Source organism: Nonlabens ulvanivorans, assembly GCF_000732625.1.
In the GTDB taxonomy this organism is placed as follows: domain Bacteria; phylum Bacteroidota; class Bacteroidia; order Flavobacteriales; family Flavobacteriaceae; genus Nonlabens; species Nonlabens ulvanivorans.
This window is the reverse complement of sequence record NZ_JPJI01000026.1, coordinates 696,558-720,589: the sequence shown is the minus strand read 5'-3', so window position 1 is coordinate 720,589 and position 24,032 is coordinate 696,558. Positions and strand designations below refer to the sequence as shown.

Below are 24,032 nucleotides of genomic sequence, written 5' to 3'. Positions count from 1 at the left end.
CAAATGGATATCGATAATGGAGAAGTTGAGAATACTGCGACAACAGATGCAACAAGTCCAAACGGACCAGTAAGCGATGTGTCAGATAGTGAGAATCCAGCTGATGAGGATAATGACATGGATGGTGATACGACGAATGATCCAACAATCACACCGTTAGCTACTCCAGGTAACGTTACAGGATTTGTATATATCGATTTTGATGGTGATGGTATGTATGATCCAACGGTAGATATGCTATTCCCAGCTGGTACTTTAGTAGAATTAACAGATGCGGCAGGTACAGTGTTTACGGCAACTGTGGATGCAGCAGGAAATTGGACAGCTACTGTTCCAGTTGGTGACTATACTGTTGAAGTTATTGAAACAACCCTACCAGGAGGTTATACATTGACGACTACCGGTTCTAATCCAGAATCAATGGTTACTGTTGTAGCTGGTGCTACAACGACTACCGTAGATGATGGTTATCAGGGTAGTGGAGATGTTACAGGATTTGTGTATGAAGATGTTGATGGCGATGGGGTTTATGATCCACTAGTAGATATGTTATTCCCAGCAGGTACTGTTGTCGAATTAACAGATGAATTCGGTAATGTGACTATTACAACTGTTGACGCATTAGGTAATTGGGTAGTAACAGTTCCAGCAGGTAATTATACAGTAGATGTAGATGAGGACTCACTTCCAGATGGATATGACTTGACAACTGTAGGTTCTGATCCAGAGGCTCTTGTAGTAGTAACTGTAGGTTCTACAACAACTACCATAAGTGATGGTTATATGCTACTCGCAGATAATGATGGTGATGGTATACCAGATGTTGATGATATTGATGATGATAATGATGGTATCTTAGATGTATTAGAAGGTGGCGGTGATTCTGACGGAGACGGTATTCCTGATTGGTTTGACCAAGACTCAGATAATGATGGTATACCAGATAATGTAGAAGCACAATTAACTGATGGTTATATTAATCCTAGTGGAGTTGATGCAGATGGTAATGGTTTAGATGATGCTTATGAATCTGCTCCAGGTGCTGGAGAAGGTATTACTCCAGTAAATACAGACGGTACAGATAATCCTGATTATCTAGATGATGATTCTGATAATGACGGTGTACCTGATAGCACTGAAGGATTCGATTTTGATAACGATGGTTTCCCAGACATTACTCCTTCAGGTATCGATGCTGATATGGATGGTTTAGATGATGCTTTTGATGGTGATTTAGGAGGCTATGAAGATCCTAATGGTTTAATCGTTGGTACAGATCCATTTGCAGACCTAAACAATACTGATGGTATGGATGACGTTGATTATCGAGATACAGATGATGATAACGATATGATTGTAACCGGACCAGATGCTATAGATGAGGATAATGATAACGATGGTATACCTGATTACTTAGATTCTGACCCTAGAGGTATTAATATCTATAATGCAGTTACACCAGATGGAGATATGCAAAATGATTTCTTCCTTATTCAAGGAATTGAGAACTTTGATAATAATGTAAGTATCTTTAATCGTTGGGGTGTAGAAGTTTATAATGTTGATAATTATAACAATGCTAACCGCGCATTTAGAGGTATCTCAGAAGGTAGGGTGACTATAGGACAAGGAGATGCGCTCCCAGAAGGGACTTACTTCTACGTTATTGAATACATCAATGACCAGAATGAGACGAAGCAATTAGCTGGATATCTATATATTAATCGATAAATGTTATTGAACTCACCGATATTTCAATTGGTGAGTTCAATTATTTATAACATAAGAAATGATGAATAAATTATTAACTATTATATTATTGTTCGCTTTCGCGAAAGCGGTTACTGCACAACAGGATCCACAATACACGCAGTATATGTATAATCCAATAACGATTAATCCGGCATATGCAGGAAATCGCGGTGTGATGAGTGTTGTAGGGCTACATAGAAGTCAATGGGTAGGATTAGATGGAGCACCACGTACTCAAAGCTTATCATTGCATACACCTATTGAGAATAGTCGAGTAGGGCTAGGTTTAAGTGTTGTGAACGATGAGATAGGACCTAGTGATGAGACTTATATAGCTGCAGACTTCAGTTATACCTTACCAGTAGGTGATGAGGCCCGTTTAAGTTTTGGTTTAAAAGGTGGAGTTCATTTATTAAATGTAGATTTTACAAAGCTTAATATTTTTAATACGTCAGATCCTAGATTGCAGGAGAACATTGATAATAAGCTATCACCTACCGTAGGTTTAGGGCTATATTATCACACAGATCGTTTTTATATAGGTTTAAGTACACCAAATGTATTGCAGACAAATCACTTTGATGATAGCAACGATACAAGTGCAACGACCTTTATTGCAGAAGAGCGTATTCATTACTTTGCAACTGCAGGATATGTATTTGATTTGAATGATGATATTAAGTTTAAGCCAGCAACACTAGTTAAGATGGTAAACGGGTCTCCACTACAGGTAGATTTAACGGCAAACTTTTTATTCAATGAGAAATTAACATTAGGAGCCGCTTACCGCTGGAGTGCAGCTATTAGTGGATTAGTAGGGTTTCAGTTAAGTGATCAAATGATGATAGGATTTGCATATGATCGAGAAACTACAGAGCTAGGAAATGCTTTATACAATGATGGAAGTTATGAGCTATTTGTAAGGTTTGAACTTTTCAATAGTTACGATAGAATAATAACGCCTCGATTCTTTTAAAATATACAGATTATGACTAAAAAACTATTTATACTATTTGTCTTACTGTCAGGAGTGACTTTTGGACAAAAGGAAAAGGTGAAAGAATCTAATCAAGATTATAAAGACCTTGCTTATATCGATGCTCAAAAAATGTATTTAAGCATTGTTAAAAATGGATACGAAAACAAAGAGGTTTTTGAGAAATTAGGAGATACTTATTATTACAATAATGATTACACAAATGCTAATATTTGGTACGCCAAAGTATTTCAGTATGATGCGGAATCCATAGATCGTAATTATTATTTCAAATATATCCAGACTTTAAAAGCGATCCGAGACTATGATAAAGCTGATGAGATTTTGGACCTTTATGCAGATGTAAAAGGAGAAGATCAATACCTCGATAATTATCTTAATCAGCCTAATTATCTAGAAAAGATTAAAAGGCAATCTGGTAGGTATGAAATTAAAAACCTTGAAATGAATAGTGAGATTCAAGATTTTGGAACGTCTTATTTACCTAATTCTAATAGTATTGTTTATGCAAGTTCTCAAGACACAGCGTCTTTAGTTAAAAGACGTCATAAGTGGAATGAAAGAGTTTTTCTGAATTTATATAAAGCCACTGCAGATTCAACAACATTAGAATTAAACGATGAAGTAAAATTAAACAAGGCACTTAATACTAAATTTCACGAGAGTAATGCTGTTTTTACAAGTGATGGTAATACTATGTTCTTCACTAGAAATAATTATGTAAAGCGTAGTTATAAAACTAGCTCTGATGAAATCAATAAACTTAAAATTTTAAAAGCGACAAGAGTGAGCTCCTCTGCTCCATGGGAGAATATTACAGAGCTACCTTTTAACAGCGATGAATTTTCAACAGCGCATCCAGCTTTAAGTAAGGATGGGAAAAGATTATTTTTTGCTAGTGATCGACCAGGTAGTATGACCGACGGTAATAATAGATTGACATCAGATATTTGGTATGTTACCATCGATGAAAATGGTGAATTCAGTGAGCCTGTTAATGTGAAGTCAGTGAATACAATTGGTAATGATTTATTTCCTTTTATAAGTGATAATGGCGATTTTTATTATTCATCAACAGGTCATCAAGGTTTAGGTGGTTTAGATGTTTATGTAGTGCAAACTAATGATAAAGGAATGCCAGTTAAAGAAGTAATCAACATAGGTAAGCCAGTCAATAGCTCATATGATGATTTTGCTTTTATTATTAAAGATAGTTTAAAGACTGGATATTTTAGTTCTAACAGGAAATCGGGTAAAGGGCTAGATGATATTTACAGTTTCAAACAAACTAAAGATTTGAAATGTGTTGTAGATATTAATGGGATAGTTACTAATGAAGAAAACGGTGAATTAATGCCGTTTGCAACAGTAACTCTATTTGATAAAGACAATAAGAAAATAAAATCTATAGTAGTAGGTGAGGATGCAGCTTACAGCTTTGTGCTAGAGTGTGGGCAGAATTATTCAATAAGAGCGCAAAAAGAAGATTTCTCTATTGCTGAAGAGTTTGTTCAAACACCTAAGGTTTCTACTACATTAGAGCAACCACTTGCTGTAGCAAAAGCAGTAGAAGATAAGGTTGTTGATATTAAGGTAGGTGATGATTTAAATGTTATACTAGATCTTAATATGATCTATTTTGATTTTGACAAACACAATATTAGGTATGATGCAGAGATTGAATTACAAAAAGTCCTTGCATTTATGAATGCTTATCCTAACTCGATTATTGACATAAGATCACACACAGATAGTCGTGCAACTGACGGTTATAATATTAAATTAAGTGATCGTAGAGCAAAAAGTACGAGAGCTTACCTAATTATGAAGGGTATTAAGGCAAATCGCTTAACGGCTAGAGGCTATGGAGAGTATCAATTAGTGAATGAATGTTCTAATGGTGTGGATTGTACTGAAGAACAACATCAACTTAACAGACGTTCAGAATTTATAATTATGAAATTGAAATAATAAATTTCTGTTCAACAAAAAAACCGTCAGACGATCTCTGACGGTTTTTTTTGTTAACATGGTGACTAGGAAAAGATATAACGTCATTTCGTAAATTTGAAACTATAATTAAAATAATGGATAATAAAGAGTACGTTATATTAGTAAATCCTGAGGATGAAAAAGTAGGCCTTATGGAAAAAATTGAGGCCCATGAAAAAGCACTTTTACATAGAGCGTTTTCAGTTTTCATTATTAATGACAAGGATGAAATATTACTTCAGCAAAGAGCGCTAAGTAAATATCATTCACCTGGCTTATGGACTAATACATGTTGCAGCCACCAACGTGATGGAGAAAGTAATATTGAGGCTGGCAAGAGAAGACTCGTTGAAGAAATGGGTATGACAGCAAATCTAAAAGAACTTTTTCATTTTATCTATATAGCTCCATTTGACAATGGTCTTACTGAACACGAGCTAGATCATGTTATGGTAGGATACTCAAATGAAAATCCTAATATTAATCCGGATGAAGTAGCAAGTTATAAATGGATGACGGCAAACGATATTAAAGAAGACATGATAGCGCAACCAGATCTTTATACAGCATGGTTTAAGATCATTTTTGATAAATATTATAATCATATCTCATGAGAATAACGGCATATCGTAAAGCGCACTTTAATGCAGCGCACAGACTACATAGACCTGACTGGAGTGATCAAAAAAATGCGGCTATATTTGGTAAGTGTAATAATCCTAATTTTCATGGTCATAATTATGATCTTGAAGTAGGTGTTACTGGAGAAGTTGATCCAGAAACAGGATATCTTATAGATTTAAAAATTTTAAAAGATGTCATTAAATCTGAAGTTGAAGATGCATTTGATCATAAGAATTTAAATATTGAAGTTCCAGATTTCAAAACATTAAATCCCACGGCAGAAAATATTGCTTATGTGATTTATAATAAAATAAAAGCAAAACTCGACTCAAAGTACGATATAGAAATAAAACTCTATGAAACAGAACGCAACTTTGTAGTCTATAAAGGAGAATAATGAAATTATACCCGTTAAGTTTCAAGCCTATTTTTAAAGAAAAAATTTGGGGTGGAGAAGAACTCAATGCCATTAAAAATATAGAGCCACCCATATCTCAATTAGGTGAGAGTTGGGAAATTTCAGTTGTTGAAAATGATGTTAGTGTCGTTAATACTGGAGCCTATAGCGGTCTTGATCTTAATGAGTTGATTGAAAAATTTCCATTAGAATTGCTGGGTAAAAAAGTTATTGAACTACACGGCAAACAGTTTCCACTACTTATCAAATATATCAACGCAGCCCAGGATTTATCGATTCAAGTACATCCAGATGATTCTGTAGCTATGAAGAAACACAACAGTTTTGGTAAAACTGAAATGTGGTATATCATGGATGCACAGCCAGATTCACGATTGATTCTAGGATTTAAGGAAGAGAGTAATAAAGACGCTTTCGCGAAAGCGATTTCTGAAAATACCGTAATGAATCTATTTAATCAAATCAAGGTGAAGGAAGGCGATTCTTTTTTTATTAAACCTGGTTTGATACATGCTATAGGTGCAGGTATTACACTGGCCGAAATTCAACAGTCTAGCGATATTACCTATAGAGTTTATGATTTTGATAGAAGAGATCACTTAGGAAATGCAAGAGAATTACATATTGAAGATTCTATTGAGGTAAGTGATTATCAAGAATCTCATAACCATGTGATTGATTATAATCCCACACAATCGGGAAAACAGAATCTAGCCACCAATCAATATTTTACTACAGATTATCTTTTCTTCAAAGGATGTAAACGTATTGCGGTAAATACTCACCAAAGCTTTATGGTATTAATGAATGTAGGTGAGTCTTGCGATGTTTTTTGTAATGGTGTAAACCATAAATTAGAGCCTGCACAAACTATTTTAATACCAGCTGCAGTTCCTTATATATTAGTGAAATCGAGTAATGAGGCAAAATTGTTGAGCGTTCATCTATAGCGTTTAATTTTGGTGTATTTTTGCATAAAATAATTTACCATGGCAAGTATTAGAGACCTTAAACAAGATATCAACTTTGTAATAGGAGATATTATAGACGCAGCATTAATTCAACAAGATGCTAACCCAGATGCAGATGTAGCAGCAACTGAAGCAATCGTAGACGACAGTATCGTTGTCTTTGATGAATTAATCGCAAAAGTGAACGACAAAAGTGTCGAAAACCGTAAAGCTCACTTAAAAAGTGTGCGCACAGATCTTGAAACTAAAGGTGGAGAACTTATTGAGCGTATCAATAAGTTATAATTCCTCTTTTCTTTCTTTAATAAATTCAGACAGTTGTTTTCCATAACGACTGCTCTGAATTTTTTTTGGCATCATGTTATAAGCACTATCTAGATATACTGGATTTGCTTCATAGCCTTCTTTTAATAGTATAAACGGTGCTATTTCATAATCTTTATTAAGCATTGCAAAATTTAAGGCATAACCTACTTTTCTCTTCAGATGCTTATTGATATCACTGGACAATGCATTGATAGAGTCCTGATCTCTTACCTCTGCTTGACTCAAATTCATACTGCGCTTAAATAAATCTGTATAACGTTCTGATAGTTGCTTGTTCACCTCATTAAACTCATTATATAATTTTTGGTTTTTTGAACCAGAAACGACTGCGTTAGTTTCAAATTTATCGAGTGTTGTATTGATTGTAATGATCGTATCCTCTGCAAAAAATGTTAGTCTGTCATCATAAATGGTACCGTCTTTTTTATCTAGATATAAGTACATTAATTGTGGTTCATCTATAGTCGCGCTCATTTGAAAAGGCGCTTCTCCATCTACAATAACAGAATCTACGTTTACTAAAGTAGTATCCTGCAATTGTTGTAAGTATAACTTACCTATCTTAAGTCCATCTACGGTTCCATTAACAATCAGATTACCGTTCTTATCATTACCGCAAGAAGTTAAAATTAATAAAGTAATTATGGCTATAAATGTGTTTTTCATGAGCTTTTTATTGGGCTGCAAATATGATGTATAAGTTTGACTTATACCATATAGTCATTTGAAATTGTTATTCTAAAAATCTTTAAGATGTCGCTACAATTTGCATTAGAATCGTACAGGTAAGAGCACCTATAGTACCTACAACATAACCAAATACTGCTAGTAATACACCGACACTAGTCAGTGAAGGATGAAATTCGGCCGCAACTATAGGAGCACTTGCGGCGCCACCTACATTTGCCTGTGATCCTACCGCAAGGAAAAAATAGGGAGCTTTAATCAGCTTAGCCATAAGGATTAATAATCCAGCATGGATAGCCATCCATACTATACCTACTAAAATTAATAATGGGTTTTCTACAATTTGTGTCAAGTCCATTTTCATTCCTATCGTTGCTACTAGCACATAAATAAAAATACTTCCTATACTACTAGCACCAGTGCCTTCATAACTCTTTGCTGGTGTAAAGGATAATATGATACCTATCAATGTAGCAATAGATATCATCCAGAAAAATTGACTGGTTAAAAAGCTTAAATAAATATTATCAGAAATTCCATCGATGTTACTTGTTAAATCAGATAGATAATTTGCTCCAAAATGAGCTATGGCGACAGCTCCAAAACCGATTCCTAACATTACCATTGTATCCGTAAAAGTAGCTTCTCGTTTTACACTTGCTGTATAATCGGATACTCGTTTTTTAAGATCTTCTATCGCACGACTGTCCGCACCAAACCATCGATCTATTTTTACAGCTTTCCCTATCCCAAAAAGAAGAATTCCCATCCACAAGTTAGCCACCACTATATCAACCAGTACCATACCGCCATACTTTGCTTGATTAAACTCATAAACTTCAAGCATGGCTGTCTGATTTGCACCACCACCTATCCAACTTCCAGCAAGAGTAGAAAGTCCGCGCCATACTGCGTCAAAACCTTCGCCACCGACTGTCTCCGGAGAAAAGGAACCTATAATTAAAATAGCGATTGGTCCACCTATAACAATTCCTACCGTTCCTGTAAGAAACATTACAAGTGCCTTAGGTCCTAGATTAAATACGGCCTTTAAGTCTATAGATAAGGTCATCAACACTAGTGCTGCTGGTAATAAGTAACGCGACGCCATGTAATATAAAGATGAGCTATTCTCGATAACCGTACCATCCTCAGCTATAGTAGTCCATTCTGGAGCAATAATTCCCAGCGAGCTTAAGATAGATGGTAATAAATAGCACATTAGTAAAGCCGGAACAATTTTATAAAATCCAGCCCAAAAGCCTTTTTTTAAAGAAGAAGAATAAAATACCAATGCGAGACATATCATCAATAAACCAAAAACGATGGTGTCCTTAGTGATGAAAGGAGTTGTGTCGATGGCCTTTTCTACTATCTCTTGAAAAATCATAAAGTCGTATTTTGAATGATTGCAAAATACGACTTTATATATATTGTGTGGTTGAAATCACGCTTTCGCGGAAGCGTAATTATTAAGAAATTATTCCTTTATAAAGGCGACCATTTTTTCTATTAAAACAGGATGAATTGGGAAATTTACATCGGTATAACTTTTGGCAGCTTCTATATCATCGCTACCTACTTTTTTAAGTACATGGTTCAGTCCTTCTATGATTTCTAATTGACTAGAAGGTGCTGCAGTATGTAGCATTTTTGCCTGTTCTATAGATACTTGAAAATCGCGATCTCCATTAATAATCAAAACAGGTGTTTTTAATTTTGCGATTTCTATTGCTGGATCATACGCCATCCAGGACTCCATAAAAGGTTGCATTTGCGGACCTTGTAATTGCATCAAATAAGGATTTACATCTTCTACAATTTCTTCTTGAGCACGCATTTTATCAAAAGTAGTTCTCGCGATGGTGTCCAGTCCGGGACTTTGTGCTGCTATTTGAGAGACAATGACGTTATCAATAACTTCTCCAGCACCAGCTAGTGATATAAATCCGTCAATATTTTTATTAATGGCTAGCATGCCTACTAATGAACCTTGACTATGACCGGCGATGTAAATCTTTGAAAAGCGTTTGTCTTTCTCAAAATATGCAACGACATCACGTGCATCAGTGATAAAATCGTCAAAGCTAGTATTAGGATCTACTTTTTTCTTTTTCATTTGTGTTACTACTCGCTTGTCATATCGATAGGTAGCAATACCTTCTTTTTTCAAGGCTAGTGCAAGTTGTTTATGACTATCGTTTTTAGTCATTACACTATTACCATCTCTATCATTAGGACCACTACCAGTTAACATAATCACTAGAGGTGGATTAGACTCTCCATCAGGTAACCATAGTGTTCCTTGAACATTTTCTGTAATGTTTAATTCTGTAGGATCTTTTTCTACTTCTTTATTGCCTTTATCAAATAGGTTTTGTGAAAAACCCATTAGAGGAAGTAGTGCGAATAAAATGATTATTTTTTTCATGATTACTGTAGTTTTTTATAAAGTGTGTAACTATAAATAAAGGTCCATGCTACTATGGCAAATGCTGTGCCAATGGTTGCATAGAAAGCGATTTGCATATCAAATAGCAATGACGTGATCAGTATTATAATGCCAGATGTAATAAATAAAATAGCACCTACACGATGTGTCTTGCGCCATACATTCTCATTTTCAAGTGTCCATGGTGTTCTTATGCCTACAAAATAGTTAGGTTTCATAGCTGGCATGTAATTCCCTAAAACTATAAATAATAGTCCGATGAGCATAAAAATCCACGTAGGTGAACTGGTATCACCGTCCTTATAAGTGGTAGACATATATATAATACCTACCGCAAGTGCTGTCTGAAATATAGTTATAGCAACTCTTAAATGGCCAAATTTATTACCCATTTTTTTAATTTGACCTTTTGGATCTAGTTTAGGTACATATTTTAAAATAACATACATCAAACCAGTAAGTAAGATAGGAATTAACCATAGTTCTCTTTTGTTACCCATACGGTCCACTTCACCTTGTGCATTCCAATGCATAGGTAAGGTGTCTGGTAAATCGCTATAAACCAGTCCTAGATAGATAAAGGGAATCAGTGTAAGGATGATAATAACCGTTTCTTGTAAAGATGAATTTCTCATTTTTTTTAGTCTTTAAGTTTCATAATCCATTGAACTAACTCATCCATAACTATAGTGTTAATAGAGTAGGTGATGTACTGCCCATTTTTTATAGCCGTTACTAAACCAGCTTGCTTTAATAAATCGAGATGATGCGATATACTGGGTTTAGAAATATCAAAATGATTTGCTATTTCTCCAGCGTTGAGGTCGTTTTCTTTGAGAAGCTCAAGAATCGCTCTTCTGGTATGATCATTTAAGGCTTTAAAAAGGCTATTCACTTAATTAGGTATTTAGACAAATTTCTAAATAAGTATGTAATAAAACTAATTTGTTACAAATTATTTGATGATTTTTAAGAAAACAATCTAATTGAAAATAATAGCCATAAAAAAAGGAGCAAACTTAGTTTGCTCCTTTAGCTCCTTATAAAAGAATTATAATTATCGTTTTGATACTTTATTATTTGATATATGACGTTGTCTAGAGCAGCGGAAACGGTCCATTTCTGGATCACGTTGTGCGACATGTTTTGTAGATCGACCTTGCACTCGTGCTCGCCACATACGGAAACTACTTTCCTTCATCTGGTTGCGCATGATTTTAATGACTTGACTTTCTGTAACACCAAACTGTGCCTCGATAGCATCAAAAGGTGTACGATCTTCCCAGCCCATTTCTATAATACGGTCTATTGCTCTTTCATCTAGGTCTTTTAAAATATCTTTTGCTCTTGCCATAAGTAAGTTGTCGTAAACTAGATTACTAATTTACAATCACTAGATTTTTCTTAACGTTAATACTTATCTAAACTATGGTTGAACGATCTTTCTAAAAGTAAGGTTGATGCGTTCATCAATAAGTCTTTTCGTTTTGGCAATTTGATGTTTATAGGTATGTTGTGTTTGACCTGCCATAACTAATAAGCTACCATGTTGTAGTGGGAATTTAAATTTCCAGTCTTTATTATGATGATGTTTTAAATGAAAAAACCTTTCTTGACCTAGACTTATAGAAGCAATTATGGGATTAATGCCTAGTTCTTTTTCATTATCTGCGTGCCAGCCGTTGGAGTCTTGTCCATCTCTATACCTGTTGATTAGACATATATTAAAAGTTGCGCCTGTAGCTTTTTCAACATCTTCTTTGATTTTTTGTAATGTGGTAGTCCATGGTAAGGCATCATAAGAGATATTGCTGTATCCATATTTTATTCCTGGATCGCCATAGAGTTGCGTTAGTCTAGGTTCGTCGTGTTCTTTACCATAAACCGTAATCTTATTTTGTCTCCATGGTGTTTCGTTAAGTAGTTTGGATAGTAGTTGTTGCGCTTCCGCGAAAGCGTAAAAGTTACCATCATAATGCACTTGAGCATCTGGTATATCCGGAAAATCTGATGGGAACAAATTGTTATGCATGCATATTAAATTAAGGAAAACTTCTAGTACCTTATGTAGAGTAGGTCTTATCTTGCGACCCTTACAAAGATAAATATGTATACTTCTCGCATTACCGGAATGGGAAAATATGTCCCAGAAAATATAGTTACTAACGATGACCTTTCCAAATTAATGGATACTAACGACGCGTGGATTCAGGAACGCACTGGTATTAAGGAAAGACGTCATATTAAAAAAGGTGACGGAAATTCTACTGCTGTGATGGGTGTTAAAGCTGCAGAAATGGCATTAGAACGTGCTAAGATCTCGAAAGATGACATCGATATGATCGTGTTTGCCACCTTATCGCCAGATTATTATTTCCCTGGTTGTGGTGTACAAGTTCAAGAATTGATGGGTATTCATACCTGTCCGGCGATAGATGTGCGCAACCAGTGTAGTGGTTTTGTATATGCTCTGTCAGTTGCAGATCAATTTATTAAAACCGGTATGTATAAAAATGTACTCGTGATAGGATCAGAGAATCATAGCGGTGGATTAGATTTTACGACTCGTGGTAGATCTGTGTCAGTGATTTTTGGTGATGGTGCAGGAGCTGCAGTTCTTTCAAGAAGTGAAGTGGAAGGTCACGGAATTCTTTCTACACATTTACATAGTGAAGGTAAACATGCGCTGGAGTTATCGCTCAAAGGTCCATCTACTAACCATTGGGTACCTCAATTAATTGAAGAAAATCCGCAAGAGGATATTCCTTACTATCCATATATGAACGGTCAGTTTGTGTTTAAAAATGCAGTTGTACGTTTTAGCGAGGTGATTATGGAAGGTTTAAAGGCAAACAATCTTGAGGTGAGTGATATTGATATGCTAGTTCCACACCAAGCGAACTTGCGTATTTCTCAATTTATTCAAAAGAAATTTCAGTTATCAGACGATCAGGTTTACAATAACATCCAGAGATATGGTAATACCACTGCGGCTTCCATTCCTATCGCTTTATGTGAGGCATGGGAAGAAGGTAAGGTTAAGGAAGGTGATACGGTTGTATTAGCAGCCTTTGGTAGTGGATTTACATGGGCTAGTGCTGTGATCAAATGGTAAAATAATTACGACCGCTTATTTTATAAAATCAAAAACCCGAGCCTGCAAGCTCGGGTTTTCTAAATCGTATAATAACACTAACCATTAATTATGAATCATACGATTGTTATCTTGAACTTTTCTTTTTCATAAAATTCAATCTTAATCAAATAAATCAAAGGGTAATCAACCTCTTCATCTAAAAGACGATACATTTGTATTATTGTTACAGCAATTATCTTAAAATATGTCTAAAAAAACATTAGTACTAGGAGCGTCACTTAAAGAAGAACGTTATTCAAATATCGCTATCTATAGATTGCGCAAGTTTAATATTGAGACTGTGGCCATAGGTATGCGCACAGGTATGGTGGACGATGTAAAAATTCATAAAGAACTATTGCCATTTATAGGTGTTGATACGGTAACACTATACCTTAATGCACAACGTCAACCTCAGTATTATGATTACATCATAAGTTTAAAGCCTCAACGCGTTATATTTAATCCAGGAACTGAGAATCCAGAGTTCTATGAGAAATTAAATCAAGCTGGTATTGCATCTGAGGTAGCTTGTACCTTAGTACTTTTAGGTACAGGACAATATTAGTTTTTTGTAAATAAGGATGCAGTTAGTAGTCCAATAAACGTCACTGCTCCATTAAGTAGCAAGATAAAAAAGCCAAATTCAAACCCGAACATTTCAAGAGCTAGCCAACTTAATATATAGGCTATAAATGGTGATGCTATAGCTATAAATGGCGTTGCGATATGATGTACTTTGAGTCTCGTCAAGATTCCGAAAGAGAATAACCCCAGTAATGGGCCATAAGTATAACCTGCAAATGTGAACAGCTTATTAATAACGCTATCATCTTTTATCAGGTATTCAAAACTCACAATAACTAGAATAAGAATTACTGAAAAACTTACATGTATCAATTTGCGCAGTAGGTTTTGCTTTTTTACTTCATAGCGTTCTTCTATTTTTAAGATGTCGACAGAAAATGAAGTGGTAAGTGATGTAAGTGCACTGTCTGCGCTAGAATAAGCTGCAGCAATTAAACCTAATATAAATACGAGGCCTAGACCTATTCCCATTTTGGTCTGTAATGCGATTGTAGGGAATAAGGCGTCTTTGTGAGCATCTATTCCAGTTGATAAAGCATACTCTGTCAATAGAACTCCTAATCCTAAAAAGATCAGATTGACAAAGGTCAATACGATGGTAAACCAAAACATGTTCTTTTGTGCCTCTTTTAAACTACGGCAGGTTAAGTTCTTTTGCATCATGTCCTGGTCCAGTCCTGTCATAACTATAGCGATAAAGGCACCAGCCATAAATTGTTTGACAAAATGTTGACCGCTTTTCCAGTCATCCCAAAAGAATATTTGTGACATCTCACTATCACCTATAAAAGAGGTGATTTCTCCTATTCCATTTAAACCTAGTCCGTCCGACACAAAATAGATGGCAACTCCTACAGCAATAAGCATAAAGAGAGTTTGCAATGTATCAGTCCAGACAATCGTTTTGATTCCAGATTTGAACGTATATAGCCATATAAGTATAACCGTTAATGTAACCGTTTGCCAGAACTGAATTCCCATACTTTCAAAAACAAAATCCTGTAAAACTCCAGCAATTAAGTAAAGGCGGAAACTCGCACCTACGACTCTAGATAATAAAAAGAAACTAGAACCTGTGTATTGTGCTGCACTTCCATAACGGTCGTTCAAATAACTATAAATAGAAGTTAGGTTCATCCGATAGTACAGTGGTAACAGTACTAATCCTATAACCACATAGCCTAATATATAGCCCAGCACCACTTGAAAATAATTCATTGCGCCCAGTTCTACCGCGCCAGGCACAGATATAAAAGTCACACCACTTAATGAAGCGCCTATCATCCCAAAAGCTACTACATACCACGGCGAGCTGCGATTACCTCTAAAAAATGTAGCGCTATCGCCTTTACGACCTACAATGAAAGAAATCAAAATAAGCACGGCAAAGTATACCGCAATGGTTATAAGAATTTGAGTAGAAGACACAGATTGAATTTTAATGCTAAAATACTGATAGAATTTTTAATTTTAGAGACAAACGCTTTAGTGATTTAGTGATATTGCTGGTTTTATTTATAGGTGTATTTAATAACTACTTTTTTAATATCTAAATAGGATGCGTTTCATGGGTAAATTAAAATTGATCAATTCCTTACCACACAAGACTTATCGCTAATAACACATCTCTTATATTTGTAGCACATGAATTTTTCCTCAAAAATATTAGAAGAAGCTGTTAATCAAGTCTCGCAATTACCAGGTATAGGTAAGCGCACGGCCTTGCGATTAGTATTACATTTAATGCGACAGCCCGCAAATCAGACAGACGTTTTATCACAAGCGCTTACTAATATGCGTCATGATTTAAAATTTTGTAAAAACTGTCATAATGTAAGTGATGTCGATATCTGTGAGATATGTGCCAGTCATAATAGAGATAAAACCATCGTTTGTGTGGTAGAAGATATACGCGATGTAATGGCGATAGAAAATACCAGCCAGTATAGAGGTTTATACCATGTTCTTGGTGGAAAAATAAGCCCGATGGACGGTATAGGTCCACAAGATTTAAATATTAAGTCTTTGATACAACGCATTCAGAATGATGGAGTTCAAGAACTAATTTTTGCGCTCAGTCCAACTATAGAAGGTGACACGACTAATTTTTATATATTTAAACAGCTCAATGGTTTAGAGGTGAACACATCTACCATAGCAAGAGGAATCGCTGTAGGAGATGAACTAGAATTTGCAGATGAGGTTACTTTGGGGCGCAGTATCTTACACCGTGTTCCTTATGAAAACTCGCTAAAAAACTAAATTTGGATTTATCCATTATCATACTTAATTATAATGCTGCAGCTTTTCTAGAGCAGTGTTTATATAGTGTTCTAAAAGCGGTCAACAATATTGATGCAGAGGTAATTGTGGTTGATAACGACTCTACAGATCACAGTGTTGAGATGTTGCAACACAATTTTCCACAAGTTAAGTTGATTACAAATCATGAAAATCTAGGGTTTTCAAAAGGTAATAATATTGGAGTGCAACACGCGCAAGGTGATTACCTATGCATTCTTAATCCCGATACGGTTGTTGGAGAAACTGTGTTTGATGAGGTTCTCGCTTTCGCGAAAGCGAATCCACAAATAGCATTTACTACTACACAGCTTATAGATGGTACCGGAACCTACCTGCCAGAAAGCAAGCGCAACGTCCCAACTCCACAAATAGCTAGACAAAAGATTTTAGGTAATGATTCTAAATATTATGCTAGCCATTTACAAAAAGATGATAATGGTGAGGTTGAAGTCTTAGTAGGAGCAATGATGGTTTGTAAAAAGTTGGTTTTTGAAGAATTAGGTGGTTTTGACCCAATGTATTTTATGTATGGTGAGGACATTGATCTAAGTTACACTGCGTTACAACATGGCTATCAGAATTATTATTTAGGCAAGCTTAAAGTCATACATTTTAAAGGCGAAAGTACTGTAAAGGATAGAAAATACTTAGAGCGTTTTTATGGTGCCATGGGGCTGTTTTACAATAAACATTTTAAGAAGTCTAAAATTGAAAAAGCATTGGTAGATTTGGCTTTAAAAGGTATTATTGCTACAAAATCTATTGAAAATGAAAGCGTTGTAAGTACAAGTAACTCATATAGAGTTTTGGTTACCAATGATAATAAGCTTCAAATAGGTCTTTGTGATAAGGTAGCTACTTATAAGCAGTTGTCTGATCTTAAGTGGAATTCTCAAACACAATTTATCTGGGATACGGCCACACTATCCTTTGATGAAATAATCAACTTTATGGCCGGCAATATATCCTCACAATATACCTATCGTTTCTTAAATTTTAAACGTAATTTGATTATAGGAAGTGATAGTAGTTCTTCTCGTGGAGAGGTTAAAGAGCTGATACTTGATTAGCTGAAACTTAAAATAGTCCTAACGCGAGATAAATTGTGCTTTTCTTTCTTTAGAATTCTTACTTTTGCAACTTCTAAGAAAACGATATAGTTACTATACGATATGGCAAAATTTGAACTTAAATTACCTAAAATGGGTGAGTCTGTGGCTGAGGCTACAATTACTTCATGGCTTAAAAATGTAGGTGACACGATAGAGGCTGATGAGGCCATTCTTGAAATCGCAACAGATAAGGTAGATAGTGAAGTCCCTAGTGAAGTGGATGGAACGCTTGTAGAAGTACTCTTTCAAGTAGATGATGTAGTTCAAGTAGGCCAGACGATAGCTATTATTGAGACAGATGGCGATAACGCATCTGCACCAGCACCAGCTGCAACAGAAACTACTGCGCCAGCAGCGACAACTGTTGAGACAGCAAGTGCACAGGTAGAAAAAGGTATGGAAACTGCTGCACCAGTAGATTATACTGATTCAGATAGTTTTTATTCTCCATTAGTTAAAAACATTGCCAAAGAAGAAAATATTTCTTTGCAAGAACTAGAGTCTATAAAAGGTACTGGTAGTAATGGTCGTGTGACTAAAAATGATATACTTAGTTACGTAGCAGATAAGAAAGCTGGTAAAACAACTACCGCTGCTGCACCACAAGCTAAAACAACTGCGCCAGCCAGTGCGCCAGTTCAAAAACCAGCGGCGCCAGTTAGTGTAAACGGTGGTGATGAGATAATTGAAATGACGCGTATGGGAAAACTTATTTCTCATCACATGATTGCATCAGTTCAAACTAGTGCTCATGTTCAAAGTTTTATTGAATGTGATGTTACTAATATCTGGAACTGGAGAAAGAAACATAAAGACGCCTTTGCAAAAAGAGAAGGAGAAAACCTGACGTTCACACCTATTTTTATGGAAGCCGTTGCTAAGGCGCTCAAGGAATTCCCAATGATGAACATAGCGGTAGATGGTGATAACATTATCAAGCGCAAGAATATTAATCTAGGTATGGCAGCTGCTCTACCAGATGGTAATTTAATTGTACCAGTTATTAAAAATGCTGATCAATTAAATCTTATGGGAATGGCAAAGGCTGTAAATGACCTGGCTAGAAGATCTAGAGATGGTAAGTTAAAACCAGATGATACACAAGGTGGAACTTATACAGTTACTAATGTCGGTACTTTTGGATCTGTATTAGGAACTCCTATTATCAATCAACCGCAAGTAGGTATTCTTGCGCTAGGAGCAATCAGAAAAGTTCCTGCGGTTGTAGAAACACCACAAGGTGATTTTATAGGAATACGTATGAAGATGTTCTTATCACACAGTTATGATCACAGAGTAGTCAATGGAGCGCTAGGTGGACAGTTTGTTCAACGAGTAGCGCAATTATTAGAAGGATTTGATGATAAACGTGAGATCTAGAATTAAATAATTACTTTATCATATTTTTATAGAAAAACCGCTTCAGTATTCTGAAGCGGTTTTTCAATTTACTTAGGTTTCATAACTCATGATTCATAAACAATTACTTAAAAACACCTTACCTTTGTCACATGGAAAAAGATATCTACTTACAGCAAATCGATTACTTTAAAGGTGCTAGGGTACTGCATTATTTTGAGTTTGTAGAGCCACAAGAAGTGAAGGACGAATATTTCAATGTTCATGAAATTCACGCTGTTGTTATCTGTGATTATGAAGGCGAAGAAACCATGTTGTTCTATCTAGATGATGGTCTAGAAGTGGTCTTAGAATTCGAATTTATGATTTCTAAACAGGCAAAAGAACAAGCTGCGACAGATTTTAATGGTATCGATATCCAGTGGAAGAATAGATAATCCAGTTATTTTTGGATTTCTTTTTTAAGCGATATATAAAGCCTGATACTTTCTAGCAGTGTCAATAGCATTATGATGTCTCTCTACAAATTCTCTAGCTTCTTTACCTAATTTAAAAATTTCATCAGGATGTTCGATGAGGTTAGATAGTTCTTGCACTAGATAATTAACATCTGGTTTTGCATCTATAAGTGGAGCCTTTTCAAGTTCATAAGCCTTTAAAAATGGCGTCCCAGCTCCTGCAAAAACAACTTTACCTTGTGCCATAGCTTCTAGTGCATTATAACCTTGATCATAACTAAGGGCTTGATCTAGTAAGATGTGACTTTTTCGATAGGATTTGATATATTCATCATAAGGCAAATTTTCGGCAATAGTGATGTTTACTTTTTGGCCATATTTAGATTTTAAAATATCAAGAGCTTTTTCAAAATAAGGAATCCCTTTTTTAAAATAGTTACCTCTATTAATTCCCATAAAAATTTCTATAGGTTGCGCGATATGATTTTGATGCAATTCAAGTTGCTCCATAATCACTGCACTGGGAATCATATGAGCACATTTAGACTCGTCACTTAATGCCATTTGAAAATCAGTATGAGATGGTATGATGGCTCTGCACTTGCTTAATAATCGATCATAATTCTCTCGATATCCTTTTTTAAGGTATTTAAAAGTATGGAGATATTGGTTTTTTAGAGAAGTGTCTTCTAGATATGGTGTCAGTATACTGTAGCCTTGATGTTTTTCGGTTAGAAACTGTGCATATGGATAGTCATCTCCACAAGCTACTAAAAAAGCTTTGTTATTATTTTTAAGAAGATAATCAATCATTTGCCACTCGATCGGTGGTTCACAACCCAGCGCGTTTGAATTGATAAATTGAACGATATCATAACCTTTCATAAGATGCTCGCTTTCGCGGAAGCGTGCTAAACGGATATTATCCTCTAGATTATGACCGGTGAGTTTCCACCAGGCTACTTTAACTTTTTCTCTTAACCAGTCTCTTCTAAAGTAATCACTACCTACTTCTATGTCTACAGGAAATTTTTTAAAACCATCACCATCGCCCACAAGGGTTACCTCGTGACCTAATTGTTGAAGTCCATATTTAAGAGAATTGTGAAAACCACTGTACTCGCCTATGAGCAAAATGCGCATAAAAGTTATCTTTGACGTAAAGATACACTGTTGAATTCATACACTAATCAAGATTTACAAATCCTTATCGCAACGATGAATAGGAGCGATCTGTCTTTTCTTGAGGCTATGTTTCAATGTAAGGTAAGTGAGATTAAGTATCACCTTATTGTTGTTAATCAGTCTAAAACCGCAAACCTTAGCTCAGAATACGACAACATTCTGGTTATTAATGATCACAGTTTTGGTCTTTCTCGCAGTCGCAACCTTGCTATTGAAAAAGCTTCTACTGCTATTTGTTGGATATTAGATGATGACTGTGTTCTTATGGATAATGCTGTTGACAAAGTTATTGCAGCTCATAACCATTGTGAACACGAGATAATTACTTTTCGGACAGCGATAAGGAAAGATTTACTTTTTAGAAACTATGCTGTTGTTGAAGAAACGCTTTCGCGTAAGCAAGTAGAAAATGTGCTTTCTCCAGAAATAACTTTTAAAAGAGAATCTATTCATGAGAGTTCAATTCAATTTGACACAAGATTTGGATTAGGTGCTCAATTTGGAGATAGTGAGAATTATGTATTCTTGACTGATACTATTGATAAGAATCTAAGAGTTCAATTTGTACCACAAACCATTGTTATACATGATGCTCATACCAGCAGTGATGAACCAGTAAATAATCGAGTGATTTATGCACGTGGAGCACTAGCGGCTAGAGAAAATCTATGGACAGCACAAATGAAGCAGTTTAAATATGTATTTTTCTTGTGGCGTAAAGGCTATGTGAAAGGTTGGCGCAATTTATATGATAAATACATGGTTTTTAATCACGGCATGAATGATTACTTGACTGGTTTTGAAGGTCATCGTATAGGTCATCCAGACTTATAGTTATATTTACCACATGGATGTAAAAATTATTGATATTCCTAAAATTACAGACCCAAGAGGAAATCTTGCGGTCATAGAAGGTGATACCATTCCTTTTAAAATGGAACGCGTCTACTATTTATATGATGTTCCTAGCTCATCACAACGTGGTGGTCATGCGCATAAAGAGTTGAGACAGCTTATTGTAGCGTTAAGTGGTAGCTTTGATGTAGTCCTAGATGATGGTAATGAGCAAAAAACTGTCACGCTTAATAAGCCAGATAAAGGTCTGTTAATACCTACCATGGTTTGGCGCGAATTAGAGAATTTCTCTAGTGGCTCTGTATGTATGGTTGTTGCTTCTATGGAGTTTAGTGAAGATGACTACATCAGAGACTATAATGAATTTAAAGACTTAGCCAGTTCTTAAATCTAACCCAATTACTTCAAGAATTTTTTTGGTCTTGTGAAGTGCTTTAAGTTGCAAACGACTCATTTTTAATAACTGTTGTTGTTTACATGATAGATGGTCCAAGTCGATTTTTCTTTGATAATATACAGCTCTTTCTATAAGGCCGTACATTCTATAATTTACTGCTATTGAGAACCTATTAATGTCTAGATATTTTTTTAATCCTTCAACGGCTCCATAGTTTTCTTCATAACAGTCAAAGTTGGTTACCGTTCTTTTAAGAATGTGTACAGCATCAGATCTGTTATCTGCTTGTTTGTCAATAATTACAGTAGCTTTATTATTAAAAGCAACAGTTTTTGTTAATCCGACTTTTATTAAAAAATCAGTGTCCTCAGTATGCGTCAGTTCTTCATTGTAATAAATAGGATCGTTTCCTATTAAACGCATGCAGTAACTAGAAGAGCTTAAAATAGAGTTGAGGTAGTTTGCCTTAAAAAAAGGTTTCACTATTTGAGATTCTTGATCTTTAAGGTTGCTGAATTTAGTTCGGTTCCATCGCGATTCACCTATTTTAAGGTGATAGTTATTTGCAAATACAGAAGCTTCAGGAAATTTTTCAATCAGCTGTTCTATTTGCTCCATGTGATTATCCAACCAGTAATCATCTGCGTCTAGAAAAGCCACAAAATCATAACCTTTTTTAATAGCTGTTTTAATTCCTCTATTTCTAGTAAAACTCACACCATGATTAGGTTGTGATATATAGGATAGTCTAGGATTGTTGAATTTTTCAACAACTGATGCGCTATAGTCTGTAGAACCGTCATCTATAACTAGTAAATCACAAGAAACAGTTTGTTCTAAAACTGAATTTATAGCACGTTCAATAGTAGCCTGTTTATTGTACACAGGTATAATAACAAGTATGTTAGGGTTACTCATCGAGTTATTCTTGAAAACAATCCTTTCGTTATATTAAAAATAACTTTTAATTTACTGTTTCTATTTATTGCGTTAAGATAATAAATTGAAAACAAGTCTTTTCTAAAGTAATGATCATTTGTTCTAGAACTGTATCCACCATCTGCATAATGTGCAATAACTCTGTTGAAATACTGATTTGTTATTTCAGAATTAAAAAACCAATTGATGTTATGAGCCCAGTCTGCGTGAGTTCTATATTTTAAATTAAAATAGCCAGTGAGTTCAAAAACTCTTCTGTGAAAAAAGATCGATTGATGTGCAATGTTTTTGTGAAATATCAATTGATCGTCGCATTTACCCATATAGCTAGAGCCTAATGATGGGCTATGTACATTACCATATATAACATCTGTACTGGTTAAGATGAATTGCTGGTGAATGTCTGCTAGAACTGTAGTGTCGATAAGATAATCGTCTGCGCCCAAAAAATAAAGATATAGGCCACGTGCCTTTTTAATTCCATTATTCATAGCATCATAAATTCCATCATCTGATTGCGAGGTGATAGAAATAGAATGGTCAAGATTCAAAAAAGACTTGGCAATCTGTACAGTAGTATCGCTGGACTCGCCGTCCATGATTATAATTTCAAAACTAGTAAAGGTTTGAGAAAGAATACTGTCTATAGCTGTAGCAAGAGTTGAAGACGCGTTATATGTTGGTATAATGATGCTAAAAAATGGGCGAACTTCTTGCATCTGTATGAACTTATAGTGTTTTTTGAACTACTTCAAATACTTCGCCACCATCGCATTTTAAAGTTTTTGACGGATATTTCAATAGCAATGCATAATCATGTGTCGCCATAAGAATGGTATTTCCATTTTTATTGATTTGTTGTAATACTTCCATAATCTCGACACTAGTTTGTGGGTCTAGGTTTCCTGTAGGCTCGTCTGCAATGATAAGTTCTGGGTCATTTAAAAGTGCTCTTGCAATGGCAATGCGTTGTTGTTCTCCACCAGATAGCTCGTGCGGATATTTAAATCCGGTCGTTTTCATACCTACTTTATCCAGTACTTGATCAATTTTCTCTTCCATCTCTGCCTTTTTCTTCCAGCCAGTGGCTTTTAAAACAAATTTGAGATTGTCCTTAATTGTACGATCAGTTAAGAGTTTAAAATCTTGAAAAACCACACCTAGTTTACGTCTTAAATACGGTATGTCACGCTCTTTTAAGGTCGATAGATTGTGTTCTACTATGGTTCCTTCGCCCTTTTTAAGTGGTATATCGCCATAAAGTGTCTTCATTAAAGAACTTTTACCACTACCTGTTTTACCTATAAGATAGACAAACTCACCTTTCTTAATACTCAAGTTGACGTCCTTAAGTATCAGATTTTCTTGCTGGTAGATGTCTACATGGTTCAATGATAAAACGTGGTCTGACATAAGTATAGGTTTTGCTGTAAAGTTACACAATGCTGTGAATAAGATTATGAATAATTAAACAGACTT

General features: G+C 35.3%; 27 protein-coding genes. 15 read left to right on the top strand and 12 right to left on the bottom strand.

The features are described from left to right. The 7 genes from IL45_RS14785 to IL45_RS07155 form a co-directional block, all read left to right on the top strand. Positions 1-1,731 (top strand): gliding motility-associated C-terminal domain-containing protein (locus IL45_RS14785; protein WP_200875689.1); only part of this gene is annotated, 1,731 nt, incomplete at its 5' end. A gap of 58 nt (positions 1,732-1,789) precedes the next feature. After that, a complete protein-coding gene (locus IL45_RS07180; RefSeq protein WP_036581979.1) occupies positions 1,790-2,728 on the top strand; it encodes a PorP/SprF family type IX secretion system membrane protein in 939 nt (312 codons plus the stop codon). A gap of 12 nt (positions 2,729-2,740) precedes the next feature. Further along, positions 2,741-4,720 carry an OmpA family protein gene (locus tag IL45_RS07175; protein WP_036581976.1) on the top strand — a complete coding sequence of 660 codons (1,980 nt, stop codon included), beginning with the start codon at positions 2,741-2,743 and terminating at the stop codon, positions 4,718-4,720. A gap of 116 nt (positions 4,721-4,836) precedes the next feature. Next, positions 4,837-5,355, top strand: a complete 519-nt coding sequence (idi, locus tag IL45_RS07170; protein WP_036581974.1) for an isopentenyl-diphosphate Delta-isomerase — start codon at positions 4,837-4,839, stop codon at positions 5,353-5,355. Beyond that, positions 5,352-5,762: a 6-pyruvoyl trahydropterin synthase family protein gene (locus tag IL45_RS07165; RefSeq protein WP_036581971.1), complete on the top strand. Its 411-nt coding sequence runs from the start codon at positions 5,352-5,354 to the stop codon at positions 5,760-5,762. Before idi ends, IL45_RS07165 begins: the two co-directional genes overlap by 4 nt. Next, on the top strand, positions 5,762-6,733 hold the full coding sequence (locus tag IL45_RS07160) for a type I phosphomannose isomerase catalytic subunit (protein ID WP_036581969.1): 972 nt from the start codon (positions 5,762-5,764) through the stop codon (positions 6,731-6,733). Before IL45_RS07165 ends, IL45_RS07160 begins: the two co-directional genes overlap by 1 nt. A gap of 39 nt (positions 6,734-6,772) precedes the next feature. Beyond that, complete coding sequence (locus tag IL45_RS07155; RefSeq protein WP_036581966.1) at positions 6,773-7,039, top strand: hypothetical protein; 267 nt, start codon at positions 6,773-6,775, stop codon at positions 7,037-7,039. Here the strand turns inward: IL45_RS07155 and IL45_RS07150 are convergent. The 7 genes from IL45_RS07150 to IL45_RS07120 all read right to left on the bottom strand — a co-directional run bounded on the left by IL45_RS07150 (position 7,034) and on the right by IL45_RS07120 (position 12,252). Further along, the gene (locus IL45_RS07150; protein WP_036581964.1) at positions 7,034-7,747 is read right to left on the bottom strand and encodes a DUF4369 domain-containing protein; all 714 of its coding nucleotides are present in this window, start codon (positions 7,745-7,747) and stop codon (positions 7,034-7,036) included. The genes IL45_RS07155 and IL45_RS07150 overlap by 6 nt on opposite strands. Before the next feature lie 82 nt (positions 7,748-7,829). Next, on the bottom strand, positions 7,830-9,158 hold the full coding sequence (locus tag IL45_RS07145; RefSeq protein WP_036581963.1) for a DUF819 family protein: 1,329 nt from the start codon (positions 9,156-9,158) through the stop codon (positions 7,830-7,832). Between the two features lie 90 nt (positions 9,159-9,248). After that, positions 9,249-10,199, bottom strand: coding sequence for an alpha/beta hydrolase family protein (locus tag IL45_RS07140; RefSeq protein ID WP_036581960.1), 951 nt, complete (start codon positions 10,197-10,199; stop codon positions 9,249-9,251). 2 nt (positions 10,200-10,201) lie between these two features. After that, positions 10,202-10,855: an SdpI family protein gene (locus IL45_RS07135; RefSeq protein WP_036581958.1), complete on the bottom strand. Its 654-nt coding sequence runs from the start codon at positions 10,853-10,855 to the stop codon at positions 10,202-10,204. 5 nt (positions 10,856-10,860) lie between these two features. After that, positions 10,861-11,115 (bottom strand): autorepressor SdpR family transcription factor, encoded by a 255-nt coding sequence (locus IL45_RS07130; RefSeq protein WP_036581956.1) that lies wholly within the window; start codon positions 11,113-11,115, stop codon positions 10,861-10,863. Positions 11,116-11,277: 162 nt separating this feature from the next. Further along, positions 11,278-11,574 (bottom strand): TIGR03643 family protein, encoded by a 297-nt coding sequence (locus tag IL45_RS07125; protein ID WP_106200866.1) that lies wholly within the window; start codon positions 11,572-11,574, stop codon positions 11,278-11,280. 72 nt (positions 11,575-11,646) lie between these two features. After that, positions 11,647-12,252 (bottom strand): alpha-ketoglutarate-dependent dioxygenase AlkB family protein, encoded by a 606-nt coding sequence (locus IL45_RS07120; protein ID WP_036581954.1) that lies wholly within the window; start codon positions 12,250-12,252, stop codon positions 11,647-11,649. 75 nt (positions 12,253-12,327) lie between these two features. On the opposite strand from IL45_RS07120, the gene IL45_RS07115 reads away from it, so the two are divergent. Next, positions 12,328-13,335, top strand: a complete 1,008-nt coding sequence (locus IL45_RS07115; protein ID WP_036581951.1) for a 3-oxoacyl-ACP synthase III family protein — start codon at positions 12,328-12,330, stop codon at positions 13,333-13,335. 226 nt (positions 13,336-13,561) lie between these two features. Beyond that, entirely contained in the window at positions 13,562-13,924 is a 363-nt protein-coding gene (locus IL45_RS07110) for a CoA-binding protein (protein ID WP_036581948.1), read from the top strand. On the opposite strand, the gene IL45_RS07105 is transcribed toward IL45_RS07110, so the two are convergent. Beyond that, a complete protein-coding gene (locus IL45_RS07105) occupies positions 13,921-15,372 on the bottom strand; it encodes a sodium:solute symporter (protein ID WP_036581946.1) in 1,452 nt (483 codons plus the stop codon). The two genes, IL45_RS07110 and IL45_RS07105, sit on opposite strands and share 4 nt — an antisense overlap. Positions 15,373-15,588: 216 nt before the next feature. Between IL45_RS07105 and recR the strand changes: the two genes are divergently transcribed. The 4 genes from recR (at position 15,589) to IL45_RS07085 (ending at position 19,156) form a co-directional block, all read left to right on the top strand. Beyond that, the gene (recR, locus tag IL45_RS07100) at positions 15,589-16,206 is read left to right on the top strand and encodes a recombination mediator RecR (RefSeq protein WP_036581944.1); all 618 of its coding nucleotides are present in this window, start codon (positions 15,589-15,591) and stop codon (positions 16,204-16,206) included. A 2-nt stretch (positions 16,207-16,208) separates the two neighbouring features. Further along, positions 16,209-17,318: a glycosyltransferase family 2 protein gene (locus IL45_RS07095; protein WP_036581941.1), complete on the top strand. Its 1,110-nt coding sequence runs from the start codon at positions 16,209-16,211 to the stop codon at positions 17,316-17,318. 102 nt (positions 17,319-17,420) lie between these two features. Continuing rightward, positions 17,421-18,740, top strand: a complete 1,320-nt coding sequence (locus IL45_RS07090) for a dihydrolipoamide acetyltransferase family protein (RefSeq protein WP_036581939.1) — start codon at positions 17,421-17,423, stop codon at positions 18,738-18,740. 131 nt (positions 18,741-18,871) lie between these two features. Then, positions 18,872-19,156 carry a hypothetical protein gene (locus tag IL45_RS07085; RefSeq protein ID WP_036581936.1) on the top strand — a complete coding sequence of 95 codons (285 nt, stop codon included), beginning with the start codon at positions 18,872-18,874 and terminating at the stop codon, positions 19,154-19,156. 24 nt (positions 19,157-19,180) lie between these two features. Here the strand turns inward: IL45_RS07085 and IL45_RS07080 are convergent, their stop codons facing one another. Then, on the bottom strand, positions 19,181-20,320 hold the full coding sequence (locus IL45_RS07080; RefSeq protein WP_036581934.1) for a glycosyltransferase: 1,140 nt from the start codon (positions 20,318-20,320) through the stop codon (positions 19,181-19,183). A gap of 30 nt (positions 20,321-20,350) precedes the next feature. Between IL45_RS07080 and IL45_RS07075 the strand changes: the two genes are divergently transcribed. Both IL45_RS07075 and IL45_RS07070 read left to right on the top strand, forming a co-directional pair. Next, positions 20,351-21,196 (top strand): glycosyltransferase family 2 protein, encoded by an 846-nt coding sequence (locus IL45_RS07075; RefSeq protein ID WP_146128675.1) that lies wholly within the window; start codon positions 20,351-20,353, stop codon positions 21,194-21,196. A gap of 13 nt (positions 21,197-21,209) precedes the next feature. Further along, on the top strand, positions 21,210-21,605 hold the full coding sequence (locus IL45_RS07070) for a sugar 3,4-ketoisomerase (RefSeq protein ID WP_036581930.1): 396 nt from the start codon (positions 21,210-21,212) through the stop codon (positions 21,603-21,605). Here the strand turns inward: IL45_RS07070 and IL45_RS14780 are convergent. From IL45_RS14780 to IL45_RS07055, 3 genes are read right to left on the bottom strand one after another with little or no spacing between them, the layout of a single operon-like run. Beyond that, entirely contained in the window at positions 21,591-22,532 is a 942-nt protein-coding gene (locus tag IL45_RS14780) for a glycosyltransferase family 2 protein (protein ID WP_051788686.1), read from the bottom strand. The two genes, IL45_RS07070 and IL45_RS14780, sit on opposite strands and share 15 nt — an antisense overlap. Next, a complete protein-coding gene (locus IL45_RS07060) occupies positions 22,529-23,272 on the bottom strand; it encodes a glycosyltransferase family 2 protein (RefSeq protein ID WP_051788685.1) in 744 nt (247 codons plus the stop codon). Before IL45_RS07060 ends, IL45_RS14780 begins: the two co-directional genes overlap by 4 nt. A gap of 10 nt (positions 23,273-23,282) precedes the next feature. Beyond that, positions 23,283-23,966 (bottom strand): cell division ATP-binding protein FtsE, encoded by a 684-nt coding sequence (locus IL45_RS07055; RefSeq protein ID WP_036581927.1) that lies wholly within the window; start codon positions 23,964-23,966, stop codon positions 23,283-23,285. Positions 23,967-24,032 lie beyond the last annotated feature (66 nt).